General features: G+C 68.9%; 15 protein-coding genes. 13 read left to right on the forward strand and 2 right to left on the reverse strand.

What is annotated here, in order from left to right:
* Positions 1-137 precede the first annotated feature (137 nt).
* The 5 genes from ABD974_RS10500 (at position 138) to ABD974_RS10520 (ending at position 4,508) form a co-directional block, all read left to right on the forward strand.
* Entirely contained in the window at positions 138-1,094 is a 957-nt protein-coding gene (locus tag ABD974_RS10500; protein WP_345303265.1) for a LysR substrate-binding domain-containing protein, read from the forward strand.
* Positions 1,095-1,302: 208 nt separating this feature from the next.
* The gene (locus ABD974_RS10505) at positions 1,303-1,722 is read left to right on the forward strand and encodes a rubrerythrin family protein (RefSeq protein WP_345303266.1); all 420 of its coding nucleotides are present in this window, start codon (positions 1,303-1,305) and stop codon (positions 1,720-1,722) included.
* A gap of 141 nt (positions 1,723-1,863) precedes the next feature.
* Positions 1,864-3,228, forward strand: a complete 1,365-nt coding sequence (locus ABD974_RS10510) for a heterodisulfide reductase-related iron-sulfur binding cluster (RefSeq protein WP_345303267.1) — start codon at positions 1,864-1,866, stop codon at positions 3,226-3,228.
* Positions 3,229-3,232: 4 nt separating this feature from the next.
* A complete protein-coding gene (locus tag ABD974_RS10515; RefSeq protein WP_345303268.1) occupies positions 3,233-3,814 on the forward strand; it encodes a DUF3501 family protein in 582 nt (193 codons plus the stop codon).
* A gap of 37 nt (positions 3,815-3,851) precedes the next feature.
* Positions 3,852-4,508: a hypothetical protein gene (locus tag ABD974_RS10520; protein ID WP_345303269.1), complete on the forward strand. Its 657-nt coding sequence runs from the start codon at positions 3,852-3,854 to the stop codon at positions 4,506-4,508.
* Between the two features lie 19 nt (positions 4,509-4,527).
* Here ABD974_RS10520 and msrA read toward each other — a convergent pair whose 3' ends face one another.
* Positions 4,528-5,172 (reverse strand): peptide-methionine (S)-S-oxide reductase MsrA, encoded by a 645-nt coding sequence (gene msrA / locus ABD974_RS10525; protein ID WP_345303503.1) that lies wholly within the window; start codon positions 5,170-5,172, stop codon positions 4,528-4,530.
* 103 nt (positions 5,173-5,275) lie between these two features.
* A complete protein-coding gene (locus tag ABD974_RS10530) occupies positions 5,276-7,516 on the reverse strand; it encodes a sensor domain-containing diguanylate cyclase (protein WP_345303270.1) in 2,241 nt (746 codons plus the stop codon).
* Between the two features lie 337 nt (positions 7,517-7,853).
* On the opposite strand from ABD974_RS10530, the gene ABD974_RS10535 reads away from it, so the two are divergent.
* The 8 genes from ABD974_RS10535 to ptsP are packed head-to-tail and all read left to right on the forward strand — an operon-like array spanning position 7,854 to position 15,091.
* Positions 7,854-9,611 carry a glutamine--tRNA ligase/YqeY domain fusion protein gene (locus tag ABD974_RS10535; RefSeq protein ID WP_345303271.1) on the forward strand — a complete coding sequence of 586 codons (1,758 nt, stop codon included), beginning with the start codon at positions 7,854-7,856 and terminating at the stop codon, positions 9,609-9,611.
* Positions 9,612-9,619: 8 nt separating this feature from the next.
* Entirely contained in the window at positions 9,620-10,195 is a 576-nt protein-coding gene (locus tag ABD974_RS10540; RefSeq protein WP_345303272.1) for a nucleoside deaminase, read from the forward strand.
* A 49-nt stretch (positions 10,196-10,244) separates the two neighbouring features.
* Positions 10,245-11,366, forward strand: a complete 1,122-nt coding sequence (gene rlmM, locus ABD974_RS10545) for a 23S rRNA (cytidine(2498)-2'-O)-methyltransferase RlmM (RefSeq protein ID WP_345303273.1) — start codon at positions 10,245-10,247, stop codon at positions 11,364-11,366.
* A 53-nt stretch (positions 11,367-11,419) separates the two neighbouring features.
* On the forward strand, positions 11,420-11,752 hold the full coding sequence (locus tag ABD974_RS10550; protein WP_345303274.1) for a hypothetical protein: 333 nt from the start codon (positions 11,420-11,422) through the stop codon (positions 11,750-11,752).
* A 22-nt stretch (positions 11,753-11,774) separates the two neighbouring features.
* Positions 11,775-12,599, forward strand: a complete 825-nt coding sequence (locus ABD974_RS10555; RefSeq protein ID WP_345303275.1) for a nucleotidyltransferase domain-containing protein — start codon at positions 11,775-11,777, stop codon at positions 12,597-12,599.
* A gap of 50 nt (positions 12,600-12,649) precedes the next feature.
* A complete protein-coding gene (locus ABD974_RS10560) occupies positions 12,650-13,045 on the forward strand; it encodes a PTS sugar transporter subunit IIA (protein WP_345303276.1) in 396 nt (131 codons plus the stop codon).
* Positions 13,046-13,088: 43 nt separating this feature from the next.
* A complete protein-coding gene (locus ABD974_RS10565; protein ID WP_345303277.1) occupies positions 13,089-13,358 on the forward strand; it encodes an HPr family phosphocarrier protein in 270 nt (89 codons plus the stop codon).
* Entirely contained in the window at positions 13,358-15,091 is a 1,734-nt protein-coding gene (gene ptsP / locus ABD974_RS10570; protein WP_345303278.1) for a phosphoenolpyruvate--protein phosphotransferase, read from the forward strand. The genes ABD974_RS10565 and ptsP overlap by 1 nt, the downstream gene beginning before the upstream one ends.
* The last annotated feature ends 32 nt before the right edge of the window (positions 15,092-15,123 follow it).

The following is a 15,123-nucleotide window of genomic DNA, read 5'->3' on the forward strand; positions in this document are numbered from 1 at the left end:
AGCATTCGCGGTAACTTGAGGCTGTCGCGCAACATCACGGCCCCAGTCATCGCCGGCAACGCAAGGATCGCCCCGCATGGCATCACGGTGGTCGCGCACGTGTCGCGGCCCTTCCGACCGCATCGAGGCATCCCCCCATGAATCTGCGCGATCTGAAGTATCTGGTGGCACTCGCCGATCACAGGCACTTCGGTCGCGCCGCCGCCGCCTGCTTCATCAGTCAGCCCACGCTCTCCACCCAGATCCGCAAGCTCGAGGAAGAGCTCGGCGTGGCGCTGGTCGAACGCGCGCCGCGGCGGGTGATGCTGACGCCCGCCGGCCGCGATGCCGCGGAACGTGCGCGGCGGATCGTCGCCGACGTGGAGGAAATGCGCGAAGCCGCGCGCCGCAGCCAGAACCCCGAAGCCGGCACGGTCCGACTGGGCATCTTCCCCACGCTCGGCCCGTACCTGCTGCCGCACGTGGTGCAGCCGGTGCGCGCCCGCTTCCCGCAGCTGGAACTGCTGCTGGTGGAGGAAAAGACCGAAGTGATCCTGCGCCAGCTGCGCGAAGGCCGGCTTGATGCCGGCGTGCTGGCGCTGCCGCTGCACGACGATCAGCTGCATCTCGAATTCCTGTTCGAGGAACCCTTCCTGCTGGCGGTGCCGGAAACGCACGCGCTCGCGAGCGCGAAATCGCTGACGATGCAGGACCTGGCCCACGAAAGCCTGCTGCTGCTGGAAGACGGCCACTGTCTGCGCGATCAGGCGCTGGATGTCTGCCATCTGGCCGGCGCGGGCGAGAAGAGCGGCTTCCGCGCCACCTCGCTGGAAACGCTGCGGCAGATGGTGGCCGCCAACGTCGGCATCACCCTGCTGCCGGTGCTCTCGGTGAAGCCGCCGGTAGCGCCGTCGCAGGACGTGCACCTGCTGCCGTTCGATGCGCCCGCGCCGAGCCGCCGCATTGCGATGGTGTGGCGCCGCAGCTCGGCGATGTCCGAATTCCTCGAAAAGCTGGCGGATGTCTTCCGCGAACTGCCGCCCGACCTGTTGAGCACCGAGTCGCTGCCCCGCCGCAGCGGCGCGGCGCGTCCGCGCCCCAGACCACGGACCTGAGCGCCGTGGCCGCCGCGACGGCCATGCCCCCGGCGATGCTGCCCTGCAGCAGACATGTGCAGGTGCGCGGCGTGCGCCGCTGGCCCCGTTCCATCCGGCCCGCGCAGCGGCGTATGCTCGACACGTGCCGGATGCCGGCGCACCTCCCAGCCAGACCGGTCGTTTCACGGATCGATCCATCGCCACCGCAGCCACGAGGTCGAACACCATGAGTCTGAAAGGTTCGAAAACCGAAGCCAATCTGAGGGCCGCGTTCGCCGGCGAATCGCAGGCGAACCGCCGTTATCTCTATTTCGCGCAGAAGGCCGACGTCGAAGGCTACAACGATGTCGCCGCGGTGTTCCGCTCCACCGCGGAAGGCGAAACCGGCCATGCCCACGGCCATCTGGAATATCTCGAACAGTGCGGCGACCCGGCCACCGGGCTGCCGTTCGGCGACACCTCGAACAACCTGAAATCCGCGATCGCCGGCGAGACCCACGAATACACCGACATGTATCCGGGCATGGCCAAGGCCGCGCGCGACGAAGGTTTCGACGAGATCGCCGACTGGTTCGAAACCCTGGCCAAGGCCGAACGCTCGCACGCCAACCGCTTCCAGAAGGCGTTGAACGAACTCGGGGCCTGACTCGGGTCGCTTCCGGGTCGTTCGTCAGGCGACGGGCGATCCTCGCTTTCTTCCGCGTCTTCTCTCTCCCGGCGCGGAAGAAAGCATTCTCTTCCTGCACGCGTCGGTCGCGTGTCCTGCGCGGCGCTTTCCGAGGGACGCATGAGCCAACCGCCCGTCTCCACGACCACGGGACCCACCCAGGCGCGCGAAGGCAGCCTCGACGCGCCGACGCGGCATCCGCTCGACTGGAAACATCCGGATTTCTGGGATGCCGCCGCGCTCGAGCGCGAGATGGAGCGGGTGTTCGATCTCTGCCACGGCTGTCGCCGCTGCGTGAGCCTGTGCCAGAGTTTCCCGACCCTGTTCGATCTGGTCGACGCCTCGACGACGATGGAAGTCGACGGCGTGGCCAAGGCCGATTACGCCAGGGTCGTCGAGCAATGCTATCTCTGCGATCTCTGCTACCAGACCAAGTGCCCGTACATCCCGCCGCACGCATGGAACATCGACTTCCCGCACCTGATGCTGCGCGCGAAGGCGGTGCACTTCAGACGCCACGGCGCGCCGCTGTCGGCGAAACTGCTGTCGAACACCACCGCCGTCGGCCGGCTCGCCTCGATCCCGGTGGTGGTGGACGCGGTGAACTGGGGCAACCGCCAGCCCGCGCTGCGCGGCGCGATCGAGAAGACCCTCGGCGTGCATCGCGATGCGCAGGTGCCGGCGTACCGCAGCCCCACCGCACTGCGGGCCATGCCGCACGACGATCCCGGCGAGGGCGCCGTCGCCGCCGGCCCGACCCGCGGCAAGGTCGCGGTGTTCGTCACCTGCTACGGCAACCACAATCACCCGACGATGGTCGAGGATCTGGTCGCGGTGCTGCGCCACAACGACATCCCGGTGAAACTGATCCGCCGCAACCAGTGCTGCGGCATGCCGAAGCTGGAGCTCGGCGATCTCGACAGCGTGGACGCGTACACGCGACGCAATCTGCCGCCGCTGTCCGACGCCGTCGAAGGCAACTGGGACATCATCGCGCCGGTTCCGTCCTGCGTGCTGATGTTCAAGCAGGAACTGCCGCTGATGTATCCCGACGACGCGCAGGTGCAGGCGATCCGGCGCGCGATCTTCGATCCGTTCGAATATCTGATGCATCGCCAGAACGCAGGGCTGCTCAAACACGACTTCCGCAATCCGCTGGGCACGATCGCGTGGCAGGCGGCCTGCCACCAGCGCGTGCAGAACATCGGCCCGAAAACGAAACAGGTGCTGGAACTGGTGCCGGACACCCGGGTCACCGCGATCGAACGCTGCTCGGGCCACGACGGCACCTATGGCGTCAAGACCGCCACCTACGCGCATGCGCGCAGGATCGCCAAACCGGTGGAGAACCGCGTGAAGCAGGCCGAGGCCGCGCATTTCACCAGCGACTGCGTCATGGCCGGCGCGCACATCGCGCACGGCCTCGGCGACGGCGCCACCGCGGAACATCCGGTGACGCTGCTGCGGATCGCGTACGGCATCTGAACCCATGACCGCACTCGCCCGCGCCGATCTCTACAGCCTCGAAACCTACGCGATCGAGCGCGCCGCGTTCCGCGCGCGCGTGCTCGCCCACAAACAGGCACGGCGGCTGGCGCTCGGCGCCCATGCGACCCTGCTGTTCGAGGACCGGCTGACGATCCAGTACCAGATCCAGGAAATGCTGCGGATCGAACGGATCTTCGAGCCCGAGGCGATCCAGGCCGAGCTCGACGCCTACAACCCGCTGATTCCCGGCGGCCACGACCTGAAGGCGACGCTGCTGATCGAATACGCGGACGAAGCGATGCGCCGTCGCGAACTCGCGCGGCTCGGCGGCATCGAGCATCGGTTTTTCGCCGAAGTGGCCGGTCACGCCCGCACGTTCGCGCATGCCGACGAGGACATGGACCGCAGCGACGACGACAAGACCGCGGCAGTGCACTTCATGCGCTTCGACTTCGCGCCCGCGCAGATCGCGGCGCTGCGCGCCGGGACCGCGCTGCGGTTCGGCATCGACGACGCGCGCATGCCCGTCGCGATGGACGTGCCCGAGGCCACCCGCGCGGCGCTGCTGCGCGATTTCGACTGAAGTTACACTTCCGCGGACATCGTCCCGGAATCCGCGCATGGTCCGCTGGTTGCTGTTGTTCATCGCCATCGCCGCCGCCGCGTGGTGGCTGGCCACGCCCGCATCGCCGCCCGGCGGCGCGAATCCGTCTTCGCCGACGTCGACGGCGGTCACGCATACCGCCTCCGACTGCCGGCCGCCGCCGCGATTGGCCGGCGCCGACGGTGCGGTGCAGTCCGATGCGCCCGGCGACATGTCGCCGTTCGCGCTCGCGAACGCCACCGCGAAGCCGCTGGCCGGTTTCAGCGTCGCCGCGCGGGTGCTGTCGCGCAAGGAATACGGCAGCGACCGCGAAGCCGATTTCGCACCGATCGACCTCGCCCTCGGCTGGGGGCGGATGCGCGAGGACGCCGTGCTGTCGCAGCTCGACATTTCGCAGGGCGGGCGCTGGTATCGCTATCGCTGGTCGGCGCAGCCGCCGCTGCCGCCGGACGAAATCGCGCGCAGCAGCGCCAACATGCACATGATTCCGGCCTCGCCCTCGGTCGCGGCCGCGCTGGCGGACGTCGAGGAAGGCGATGCCGTGCGCATCGACGGCTGGCTGGTGCAGGTGAACGCCAGCGACGGCTGGCGCTGGCGCAGTTCGCTGACCCGCGAAGACACCGGCGGCGGCGCCTGCGAAGTGGTGTACGTCTGCGCCGTGACCCGGCGCTGAGGGTTAGAGACCCGTCGGATTAGAGGCCCGTCGGGCAGCTCACGCCGGTGCCGCCGAGGCCGCAATAGCCGTCCGGATGCTTCGACAGATACTGCTGGTGTTCCTCTTCCGCATAAAAGAACTCGGGCGCGGGATGGCGGATCTCGGTGGTGATGGCGCCGTAACCGGCCGCGGTCAGCCGCGCCTGGAAGGCGTCGCGGCTGGCGACCGCGGCGGCGTACTGCGCTTCGGTGTCGCAATGGATCGCCGACCGGTACTGGGTGCCGGTGTCGTTGCCCTGGCGCATGCCCTGGGTGGGGTCGTGACTTTCCCAGAAGGTCTTCAGCAGCGTCTCGAACGACACCGCCGCCGGGTCGTAGACCACCAGCACCGCTTCGGTATGGCCGGTCTCGCCGCTGCAGACTTCGCGGTAGGTCGCATTCGGCGTGTAACCGCCGGCATAGCCGACCGCGGTGGTGAACACGCCCGGCAGCGACCAGAACTTGCGCTCGGCGCCCCAGAAGCAGCCCATGCCGAACTGGACCCGGGCCAGACCCTCGAACGCATCGCGCAGCGGCCGGCCGTGAACGTGATGGACATTGCGCAGCGGCATCGCTTCGGCGCGGCCCGGCAGGGCGCGCTCGGGCGAAGGCATGCGCTGTTTGTGGGCACCGATGCCCAACAGGGATTCGAACATCGACGGACTCCGTTGGTGGAGATCGCAGGGAGGCGCGCAGGAGGCAGGCCGGTGCGCGGGTCCGGAAGGAATGCGGGCGATCGGCCGCCGTTCAAGCCGTGGCCGAGCGCGGCGCGAAGATCGCCGGCGCCACGCTGACGCGATTGCGCCCACCGCGCTTCGCGGCGTACAGCGCCTTGTCGGCGCGCTCCACTGCCGGCCCGGGCTGCGGTTCGTGCCCGAGCTGGCTGGCCACGCCGATGCTGACCGTGAGCTGCAGCGACTGGTCCTTGTAACGCAGATCGGCGGTCTCGATCGCAGCCCGGATCTGTTCGGCGATGGCCCGCGCCATCTCGGTCTGGCGACCGGGCAGCACCACCAGGAATTCCTCGCCGCCGTAACGGCCGAACACGTCGTCGTCGACCAACTGCTCGCCGATCAGCTTCGCGATCTCGCGCAGGCAATAGTCGCCGCAGCCGTGACCGCGCTGGTCGTTGATGGCCTTGAAGTGATCGATGTCGACGAACAGCACCGACAGCGGCAGCCGCTTGCGGATCGATTCCTGGAAGGTGCGCACCAGGGCCTGATCGATGCTGCGACGATTCAGCGCGCCGGTGAGCGAGTCGACTTCGGCGGTATGGCGCAGATGCAGGGCGGTGAAGGCCTCGTCGATCTGCAGCACCGCGATGCGCGCCAGCTCGCGCGCGATCGACAGCTCGTCGGGATGGAACACGGTGGCGCCGGCGCGTTCCAGCACCAGCGCGCCCCAGGACGGCGCGCGCACCGGCAGCGACACCGCGGCCTCGATCGCCACCGGCGTCGCTTCGCCGCTGCGGGTGACCGGCTGCTGGACCTCGATGTTGATCGCCAGTTGCTGGCGCAGGTTCGGCAGCCGGGGCGAGATCCGTTCGACCAGCTCGTCCAGCGCGGCGCCAGGATGCGCGGCGAGCGTGTCGCGCCCGTGGAAGCCGCGGACCACCGCCAGCACGTGATCGGCCGGCACGATGCGGCGCAGATGATCCAGCAGCAGCCGCATGGCCATCGGTTGGATGTCTTCCTCGCCGACGCCGCGCAGGCCCATCTGCAGCGCGGTCAACAGCTCGGAGCGCACCGCCTCGCGATACATGCGGCGCTCGGAATCGGCGCGCGCGCGCTGCTCGCGGTCGCGCTGTTCGCGGTATTTGCTGATGCGGCTGATCAGGCCCACGCTGACCATCGCCGCGCAGATCATGATCGCGGCCTGATAGCCGTACTGGGTCCACAGCGAACCCGCGACGAAGCCGCGGCCTTCCAGCTCCCAGATCATCGCCGTCACGGCGATGCCGAGCACCGACACGAACACCGCCGCCGAGAACGGCACCCGTCGGCGCCAGGCCTCGCTGAGCACGAACAGCGCGACCCCGCAGCCGCTGAACCAGGCGACCGGCATCAGCCAGGCGGCCAACGGATCGAATGCCTCGCGCCACGCCAGCATCACCCCGCTCAGCAGCAGCAGGGCGACGCAGCCCTGATCGATGGCCCGGGCCAGGCGCGGCCCGGCCTGCTGACTGTCCGCGTAGCGCAGCAGGATCTGCAGGGCGGCGACCTCGAACAGCAGCGAAATCGCGTGCAACCCCGCACCGCCCAACTGGCGCAGGAAATCGAAAGGATCGAGCAGATACAGATGGCCGTTGAACGCGGCCAACAGCAGCGCACCGGTGACGCAGAACCCGAAGAACACCAGGAAACTCGCGTCGCGGGACGCGAAGAACAGCGCCAGGGTCATCAGGCCGAGCGTGAACAGGCTGGCGTAGGCCAGGCTGGCCACGATCGTGGCCTTCTGCACGTACTCGTCGGCCAGTTCCTCGGACACGATTTCCGGGCGCAGGGCGGCGTTGCGCAACCCGATGGCGGTGAGTTCCAGCCGGATCTCGCCCTCCCAGGTGGCGGGCAACCGGAACAGGTAGCCCACCGGCATCGGCCCTTCCATCGGTTCCGGCGCCAGGAAACTGCGGCTGCCGCCGTCCCAGGCGTTTTCGACCTGCAGGTGCACGGATTCCACCGGGACGCGCGCGATCCAGATCACCCAGTGCGGCGATTCGTTGGTCCGCGGCGGCAGCACGAAGCGCAGCTCGGCCCGCGCCTGACGGGTGCCCTCGGTCACACCCACCCGCAGCGACTGCCCGTCGCTGCCGAGCGCGGGCAAGCGCCCCTCATGGTCGGGCAGCGGGGTGAGGCGCAGTTGCAACGGCCGCTCCACCGGCACTTCGGCGCGGCCCGGCGTCAGGACGTACAAACCCGACAACAGCAGCACGACCGCCATGCCGACGGTGCGGAGCCACTGCTGCGGGAAATCCCTGAAAGGGAACGCCATGGTCAGTCGGAAATCGCGAATACCCGGATCCTCCCGACCCTGAATGCGGCGGGCATTCGGCGTGCGGTCGTGAACCGACCGAACGCCCGCGCCGGTCGACGATGTCCGGGTGGATCGGCGTGATCGCCCATCGCCCGCCCCCTTGGTGTGTATTCCGTCATGATCGCGTGCGCCCGGGTTCTCCCCCACAGACGCCCCTGTTGGCGCGTCCACACTACCATCCGCGCAGGGTTTTCTGCACCCGCGACCATGGTCCAGCGGACACCTGCGCAGCGCGCCCGCCTCCCAAAGCCGCCCTCAGGCTCTAAACTGGTCGTTTTCGCAGTCGCCATCCTCGATGACCCCGGACTTTCCCACGGACACTCCCCCTGCCGACGCCGTCGCCGAGCGCCGTCAGGACTTCATTCGCCAGATCGTCCGCGAGGACCTCGCCAGCGGCCGGCATGCGGCCATCCGCACCCGCTTTCCGCCGGAACCCAACGGCTACCTGCACATCGGGCATACCCGCGCGATCTGGACCGACTTCGGCATCGCCGAAGAGTTCGGCGGCCGCTGCAACCTCCGCCTGGACGATACGAACCCCGCGAAGGAGGATCCGGAATACGTCCGCGCGATCCAGGACGATGTACGCTGGCTGGGTTACGCGTGGGCGGAACTTCGTCACGCTTCCGATTATTTCGAAGTGTTCTATCTCGCCGCCGAGAAACTGATCCGCCAGGGCGACGCCTTCGTCTGCGACCTGAGCGCCGACGAAGTGCGCGCCTACCGCGGCAGCCTGACCGAACCGGGCCGCCCCTCGCCGTTCCGCGACCGCGGCGTCGACGAGAATCTGGACCTCTTCCGGCGGATGCGCGCGGGCGAGTTCCCGGATGGCGCGCGCACCCTGCGCGCGAAGATCGACATGGCCAGCGGGAACATCAACCTGCGCGATCCGGCGCTGTACCGGATCAAGCACGTCGAACACCAGAACACCGGCAACGACTGGCCGATCTATCCGATGTACGACTACGCGCATTCGCTCAGCGACGCCATCGAAGGCATCACTCATTCGCTGTGCACTCTGGAATTCGAAGACCACCGACCGCTGTACGACTGGTGCGTGGACAAGGTCGATCCGGCGAACCATCCCGAACTGCTCGCGCCGCTCACCGGCAAGGGCCTGCCGTTCGAGGCCAGCAAGCCGCGCCAGATCGAATTCTCGCGTCTCAACATCAACTACACGGTGATGAGCAAGCGCAAGCTGATGACCCTGGTCGACGAAGGTCTGGTCGATGGCTGGGGCGATCCGCGCATGCCGACCCTGCAGGGCATCCGCCGTCGTGGCTACACGCCGGACGCGCTGAAGCTGTTCGTCTCGCGCCTGGGCCTGTCGAAGCAGAACTCGCTGATCGATTTCTCGGTGCTGGAGAACACCCTGCGCGAGGATCTCGACGACCGCGCGCCGCGGCGGATGGCGGTGCTCGATCCGCTGAAATTCGTGCTGACCAATCTGGCGGACGACCACGAAGAAGCGCTCACGTTCTCGAATCATCCGAAGGACGAATCCTTCGGTACCCGCACCGTGCCGTTCGCGCGCGAACTGTGGATCGACCGCGAGGATTTCGCCGAGGTCCCGCCGAAGGGCTGGAAACGGCTGATCCCCGGCGGCGAAGTGCGTCTGCGCGGCGCCGGCATCGTGCGCTGCGACGAGGTGGTCAAGAACGAGGCCGGCGAGATCGTCGAACTGCGCGGCACCCTCGACCTCGAATCGCGCCCCGGCATGCCCGGCGCCGACCGCAAGATCAAGGGCACGATCCACTGGGTCAGCGCGCAGCACGCCGTCGAAGCCGAAGTGCGCCTGTACGACCGCCTGTTCACGGTCCCGAATCCGGATACCGACGACGACGGCAAGACCTACCGCGACTATCTCAACCCCGACTCCCGGCGCAGCGTGCGCGGCTATGTCGAACCCGCCGCCGCGACCGCCGCACCGGAGCAGGGCTTCCAGTTCGAACGCACCGGCTATTTCGTCGCCGACCGCTTCGACCATCGCCCCGACGCGCCGGTGTTCAATCGCAGCGTGACCCTGCGCGACACCTGGGCCGCGGGCGGCTGAGCCGGACCATGCTCTACGCACAGGTCCACCTCACCCTGCCCGCCTGGGTCCACGACGCCGTCGACACCGCGCGCCCTTATCCGACCGACGCCGACAAGGTCGCGCTGGCGATCGATCTCTCGCGGCGCAACGTCGAACACGCCAGCGGCGGCCCGTTCGGCGCCGCGGTGTTCGGCCCCGACGATCGCATCGTCGCGGTCGGCGTGAACCGCGTGCTGCCGCACAGCTGCTCGGTCGCGCACGCCGAGATGATGGCCTACATGCTCGCCCAGCAGCGCACCCAGCGCGCGCGGCTCAATCGCGACGCCGACGATGCGCCGGCGGGTCCGATCGTGCTCGCGACCTCGTCGCAGCCCTGCTGCCAGTGCTACGGCGCGACGATCTGGGCCGGCATCGACCGGCTGCTGATCGGCGCCCGCGCCGAAGACGTGATGGCGCTGACCGAATTCGACGAAGGCCCGCTGCCGGCGGACTGGATCGGCGAACTGGAAAAGCGCGGCATCGCGGTGACCCGCGACGTCGAACGCGAGGCCGCGTGCGAGGTGTTGCGGACGTACGGCGAGGGCGGCGGGAGTCGGTATTGAATTCCGACCCCGTCATTCTCGCTTCATCCCGGGGTTTTGCGTTCCTCGCATGAACACCGCAGGCCTCCTCTGCTATTGCCGCGCCGGCTTCGAGCCCGAACTCGCCGCCGAGTTGACCGAACGCGCCGCGGCGCAGGGCCTGGGCGGTTACGCGCGCACCGAGCGCGACAGCGGCCATGTGGTGTTCCTCGGCGACGACGGACAGGCGCTCGACGCGGCCCTGCCGTTCTCGACGCTGATCTTCGCCCGGCAGAAGCTGCGCCTGATCGCCGAACTGCGCGGGCTGGACCCGAAGGACCGGATCGCGCCGATGCTGCAGGCGCTTTGTGGGAGGGCCGGAAGGCCCGATGAATCGCCAGCGGCGTCGGATTCGGGCCTTCCGGCCCTCCCACGAGCGGCATTCGGCACGCTGGTCGTCGAGCATCCCGACTCCGATGCCGCCAAACCGCTGGCCGGTCTGGCCCGCAGTTTCGGCAACGCGCTGCGGCCGGCGCTGCGCAGGGCCGGCGTGCTGACCGCGCAGGACAACGCCCGCCTGCCGCGGCTGCACGTGTGTTTCGTCGATGGCGACCACGCATTCCTGGCCGTCGGCGACCCGCGCGACAGCGCGCCGTGGCCAATGGGCATCCCGCGGCTGAAGCTGCTGGCCGACGCGCCGTCGCGTTCGGCGCTGAAGCTGGAGGAAGCGCTGCTGGTGCTGCTGACCGCCGACGAGCGCGAACGCCTGCTGCGCCCGGGCATGCGCGCGGCCGATCTCGGCGCCGCGCCCGGCGGCTGGACCTGGGTGCTGACGCGACAGAAGCTGCAGGTGACCGCGATCGACAACGGCCCGCTGCGCGAACACGTGATGGACACCGGCCTGGTGCAGCACCTGCGCGCCGACGGCTTCGCCTGGCACCCGGCGAAACCGCTGGACTGGATGGTCTGCGACATGGTCGAACAACCGTCTCGGGTCGCCGCGCGCATGGCCGAATGGTTCCGCGAAGGCTGGTGCCGGCACGCGATCTTCAACCTGAAACTGCCGATGAAGAAACGCTGGCAGGAAACCCGGCTCTGCCTCGAACGCTTCGAAGCCCAGGCCGGCGTGCCGCTGACGATCCGCGCGAAGCAGCTCTATCACGACCGCGAGGAGATCACGGTGTTCGCCACGCCGCTCCGGACTGCGTCGTGATCGGCGGCGCACCATCGAAGCGCATCGTCCAGCAAAGACTCCGCAATCGGATCATGGAATCGCTCGAGTTGGCGGCGTCCATCGAGGATCAGCGCGAATACCAACGCAGGGTCCCCTTCGTCGACGTGCCGACGGAAATCATCAACTGGTGGGAGGATTTCGTCGGCCGGGACTGGCGCAGGCACTACGCCGCGGGCGTCGTCTTCACCTCTTCGGAGATCGACGCGATCGCCGAATTCGATGCGGTCTGGAACGATGTCGCGGAGCGGATTCCCGATCTCCCGCTCGAAGCCCTAGCCGGAACGGCCGACTGGAAGCGGCTGATGGAAGCCGCCGACCGTTCTCTGCAGGTCTTCCTCCGCCGCGGTCGATTGCCCGAAGATTGAACGCCCCACCGGATCCGCGCCCATGACCGAAGCCAACCTCGCCCCGCCCAACGACGCCGCGATCCCCGACGACGTGCACGCCGAGATCCTGCGCCGGCTGGCGCGCGCCGAGGAAGAACACGGCGTGCGCATCCTGCTGGCGGTGGAATCCGGCAGCCGCGCCTGGGGCTTCGCCTCGCCGAATTCCGATTACGACGTGCGCTTCATCTACGCGCATCCGCCGCGCTGGTACCAGGCGGTCGATCTGGAAGAGCGCCGCGACGTGATCGAATATCCGATCGTCGACGACATCGACCTCAACGGCTGGGACCTGCGCAAGGCGCTGCGGCTGTTCTGGAAATCGAACCCCGCGTTCGTCGAATGGATCCAGTCGCCGATCCGCTACATCGAGCGCGGCGGTTTCGCCGCTGGCGCGCGCGTGCTGCTGCCGCAGGCCTATTCGGTCGAAAGCGGCATGTACCACTACCGCAGCATGGGCAAGAACACCGAGCGCGCCTACCTCCGCGACGCCCAGGTCTCGCTGAAGAAATACTTCTACGCCCTGCGCCCGCTGCTGTCGGTACTCTGGCTGGAGCGCTACGGCACGCCGGCGCCGATCGAGTTCGCCAGACTGCTGCATCTGGTCGCCGATCGCCCGGACCTCGTCGCCGACATCGACGACCTGCTGGCGCGCAAGCGCAACGCGCCCGAAGCCTGGGTCGGCGATCCGGTGCCGCGGATCGACGCCTTCGTCCGGGAGCAGTTGGCGCGACTGGAGACGATGCAGCCGGACGTCGAACGCCACCGGTCCGCCCTGCCCGGCCTGAACACGTTGTTCCACCGCACGCTCGACGAAACCGGCGACTGAAGGCCATCGACGGCTTCCGGGCCGTCATGTCCGTCTGTTAAGTTGAGGGCATGTCCGTCGGCATCCTCCTCGTCACCCATCCAGGCATCGGCAGCGCCCTCGTCGAGGTCGCGACCCGGCTGTTGCGCCAGCTGCCGCTGAAGACCGAAGCCTTCGAGCTGGGGTTCGACGTCGACCTCGACATCGCGCTGCCGCAGGCCAGCGCCGCGCTGCGGCGCGTGGACAGCGGCGACGGCGTGCTGGTGCTCACCGACCTCTACGGCGCGTCGCCCAGCAACCTGGCCGCGCAGGTCGCGCGGCTGGGCACGCCGGTGCGGCGGGTGTCGTCGCTGAACCTGCCGATGCTGCTGCGGGTGATGAATTACGCCGAGCTGCCGCTGGACGAACTGCCGGCGGTGGCCGCGGCCGGCGCCCGCAACGGCGCCATCCTCGACGACGCACGATGACCCTTCCGACCTCCCGACCACGCTTCCGCAGACGCCCGGCGCCATGATCGAACGCGAACTCCTCATCCAGAACCGACTCGGCCTGCACGCGCGCGCCACCGCAAAGCTGGTGCAGACGGTGTCGGGATTCCGCTGCGGCGCCACGGTCTCGGCCAAGGGCCGCGAGGTCAACGCCAAGAGCATCATGGGCGTGATGCTGCTGGCCGCAGGACAGGGCAGCACGGTCGTGGTCCGCACCGACGGCGAAGACGAGGCCGCGGCGATGGACGCGGTGGCCGCATTGTTCGAGCGACGGTTCGACGAGGACAGCTGATGAGGCGATTGCTCTCGGGCCAAGGGGCATCGCGCGGCAGCGCACTGGGACGCGCGCGCGTCCGCCTGCCGCACGCGCTGGACGTGGCCGAAGAGCGCATCGAAGCCGGAGAGGTCGAGGCCGAACTCGAACGGCTGCACGCCGCCATCGACGTGGTCCGCGGCGAGATGCACGCGCTGCGCGACCGCCTGCACGGCGCGCTGGCCCACGAGGTCGGCGAATTCCTCGACCTCCACGCGCTGCTGCTGGACGACCCCGAACTGCTGGCCGGCCTGGACGAGTTGATCCGCACCGGCCGCTACGCCGCCGACTACGCGCTGCGCCTGCAGCGCGACCGCATCGCTGCGGTGTTCGCGGGTATGGACGACGCCTACCTGCGCAGCCGCATCGACGACATCGATCAGGTCGTCGGCCGCATCCACGCGGCGCTGCACCGCCGCGCCGCGGACCTGCAGGGCATCGCCGGCGACATCCTGGTCACCGACAGCGTGGCACCCTCGGAACTGGCGCAACTGCATGCGCAGGGCGTGATGGCGGTGGTGACCTCCGGCGGCAGCCCGCTGTCGCACAGCGCGATCCTCGCGCGCAGCCTGCATCTGCCGCTGGTGATCGGCGCCGCCCACGTGCTGCAGAAGGTCAACGACGGCGACGTGCTCGCGGTCGACGGCGGCAGCGGCCTGGTGATCCTGGAACCGAATGCCGACGATCTGCGCGATCACCGCGCGCGGGTGCAGGAATACGCGCGCGAGCGCAAGCAACTGCATCGCCTGCGCCGCGAACCCACCCGCACCGTCGACGGCGTCGACATCAAACTGTGGGCCAACGCCGAATCGCGCGAGGACGTGGCCGAAGCGCACGCGCAGGGCGCGGCCGGCGTGGGCTTGTACCGCACCGAATTCCTGTTCATGCACCGCCCGCCCGAACTGCGGCGCACGCTGCCGGACGAGGAAGAGCAGTTCCGCGCCTATCGCGATCTGGTGCTGGGCATGACCGGGCGCACCGTCACCATCCGCACCCTCGACATCGGCGCCGACAAGGCCGACGAAAGCGGCCTGGCGCTGACCGGCGAGCCCAATCCCGCGCTGGGCCTGCGCGGCGTGCGCCTGTCGCTGTCGCGCACCGACCTGTTCCGCACCCAGCTGCGCGCGATCCTGCGCGCCACCGGCTACGGCCCGGTGCGCATCCTGGTGCCGATGGTCAGCGGCCGCGAAGAGATGCTGGCGGTGCGCGCGTTGACCCGCGACGTGCAGCGCGAGCTGCGCGAGCAGGGACACGCGATCGCGGAGTCGGTGCCGATCGGCGCGATGATCGAAGTGCCGTCGGCCGCGATCGCGCTGCAGACCTTCATCGCCGAGACCGATTTCCTGTCGATCGGCACCAACGACCTGGTGCAGTACCTGCTGGCCGCGGACCGCACCAACGAAGCCTTGGGCGACCTGTATTCGCCGCTGCATCCCGCGGTGTTGCGACTGATCTACGACGTGATCCGCGCCGCCCGCACCCATCGCAAACCGCTGGCGGTGTGCGGCGAGATCGCCGGCGATCCGATGTTCGCGCCGGTACTGCTGGCGCTGGGGCTGGAGGAATTCAGCCTGCACCCCGGCACGCTGCTGGAAGTGCGCCGCGCGGTGCGCGCACTGGACCATTCGGCGCTGCGCGCACGCGCCGCGACCCTGCTGCGCGCCCGCGATCGCGCGGGCATCGAACGCTGGCTGGCGCGCGTCGCGGTGTGACCGCGCGCCGTGCCGCCAACCCGCGCACCCTC

Source organism: Lysobacter hankyongensis, from assembly GCF_039543145.1.
GTDB classification, from domain to species: Bacteria; Pseudomonadota; Gammaproteobacteria; order Xanthomonadales; family Xanthomonadaceae; genus Lysobacter_I; species Lysobacter_I hankyongensis.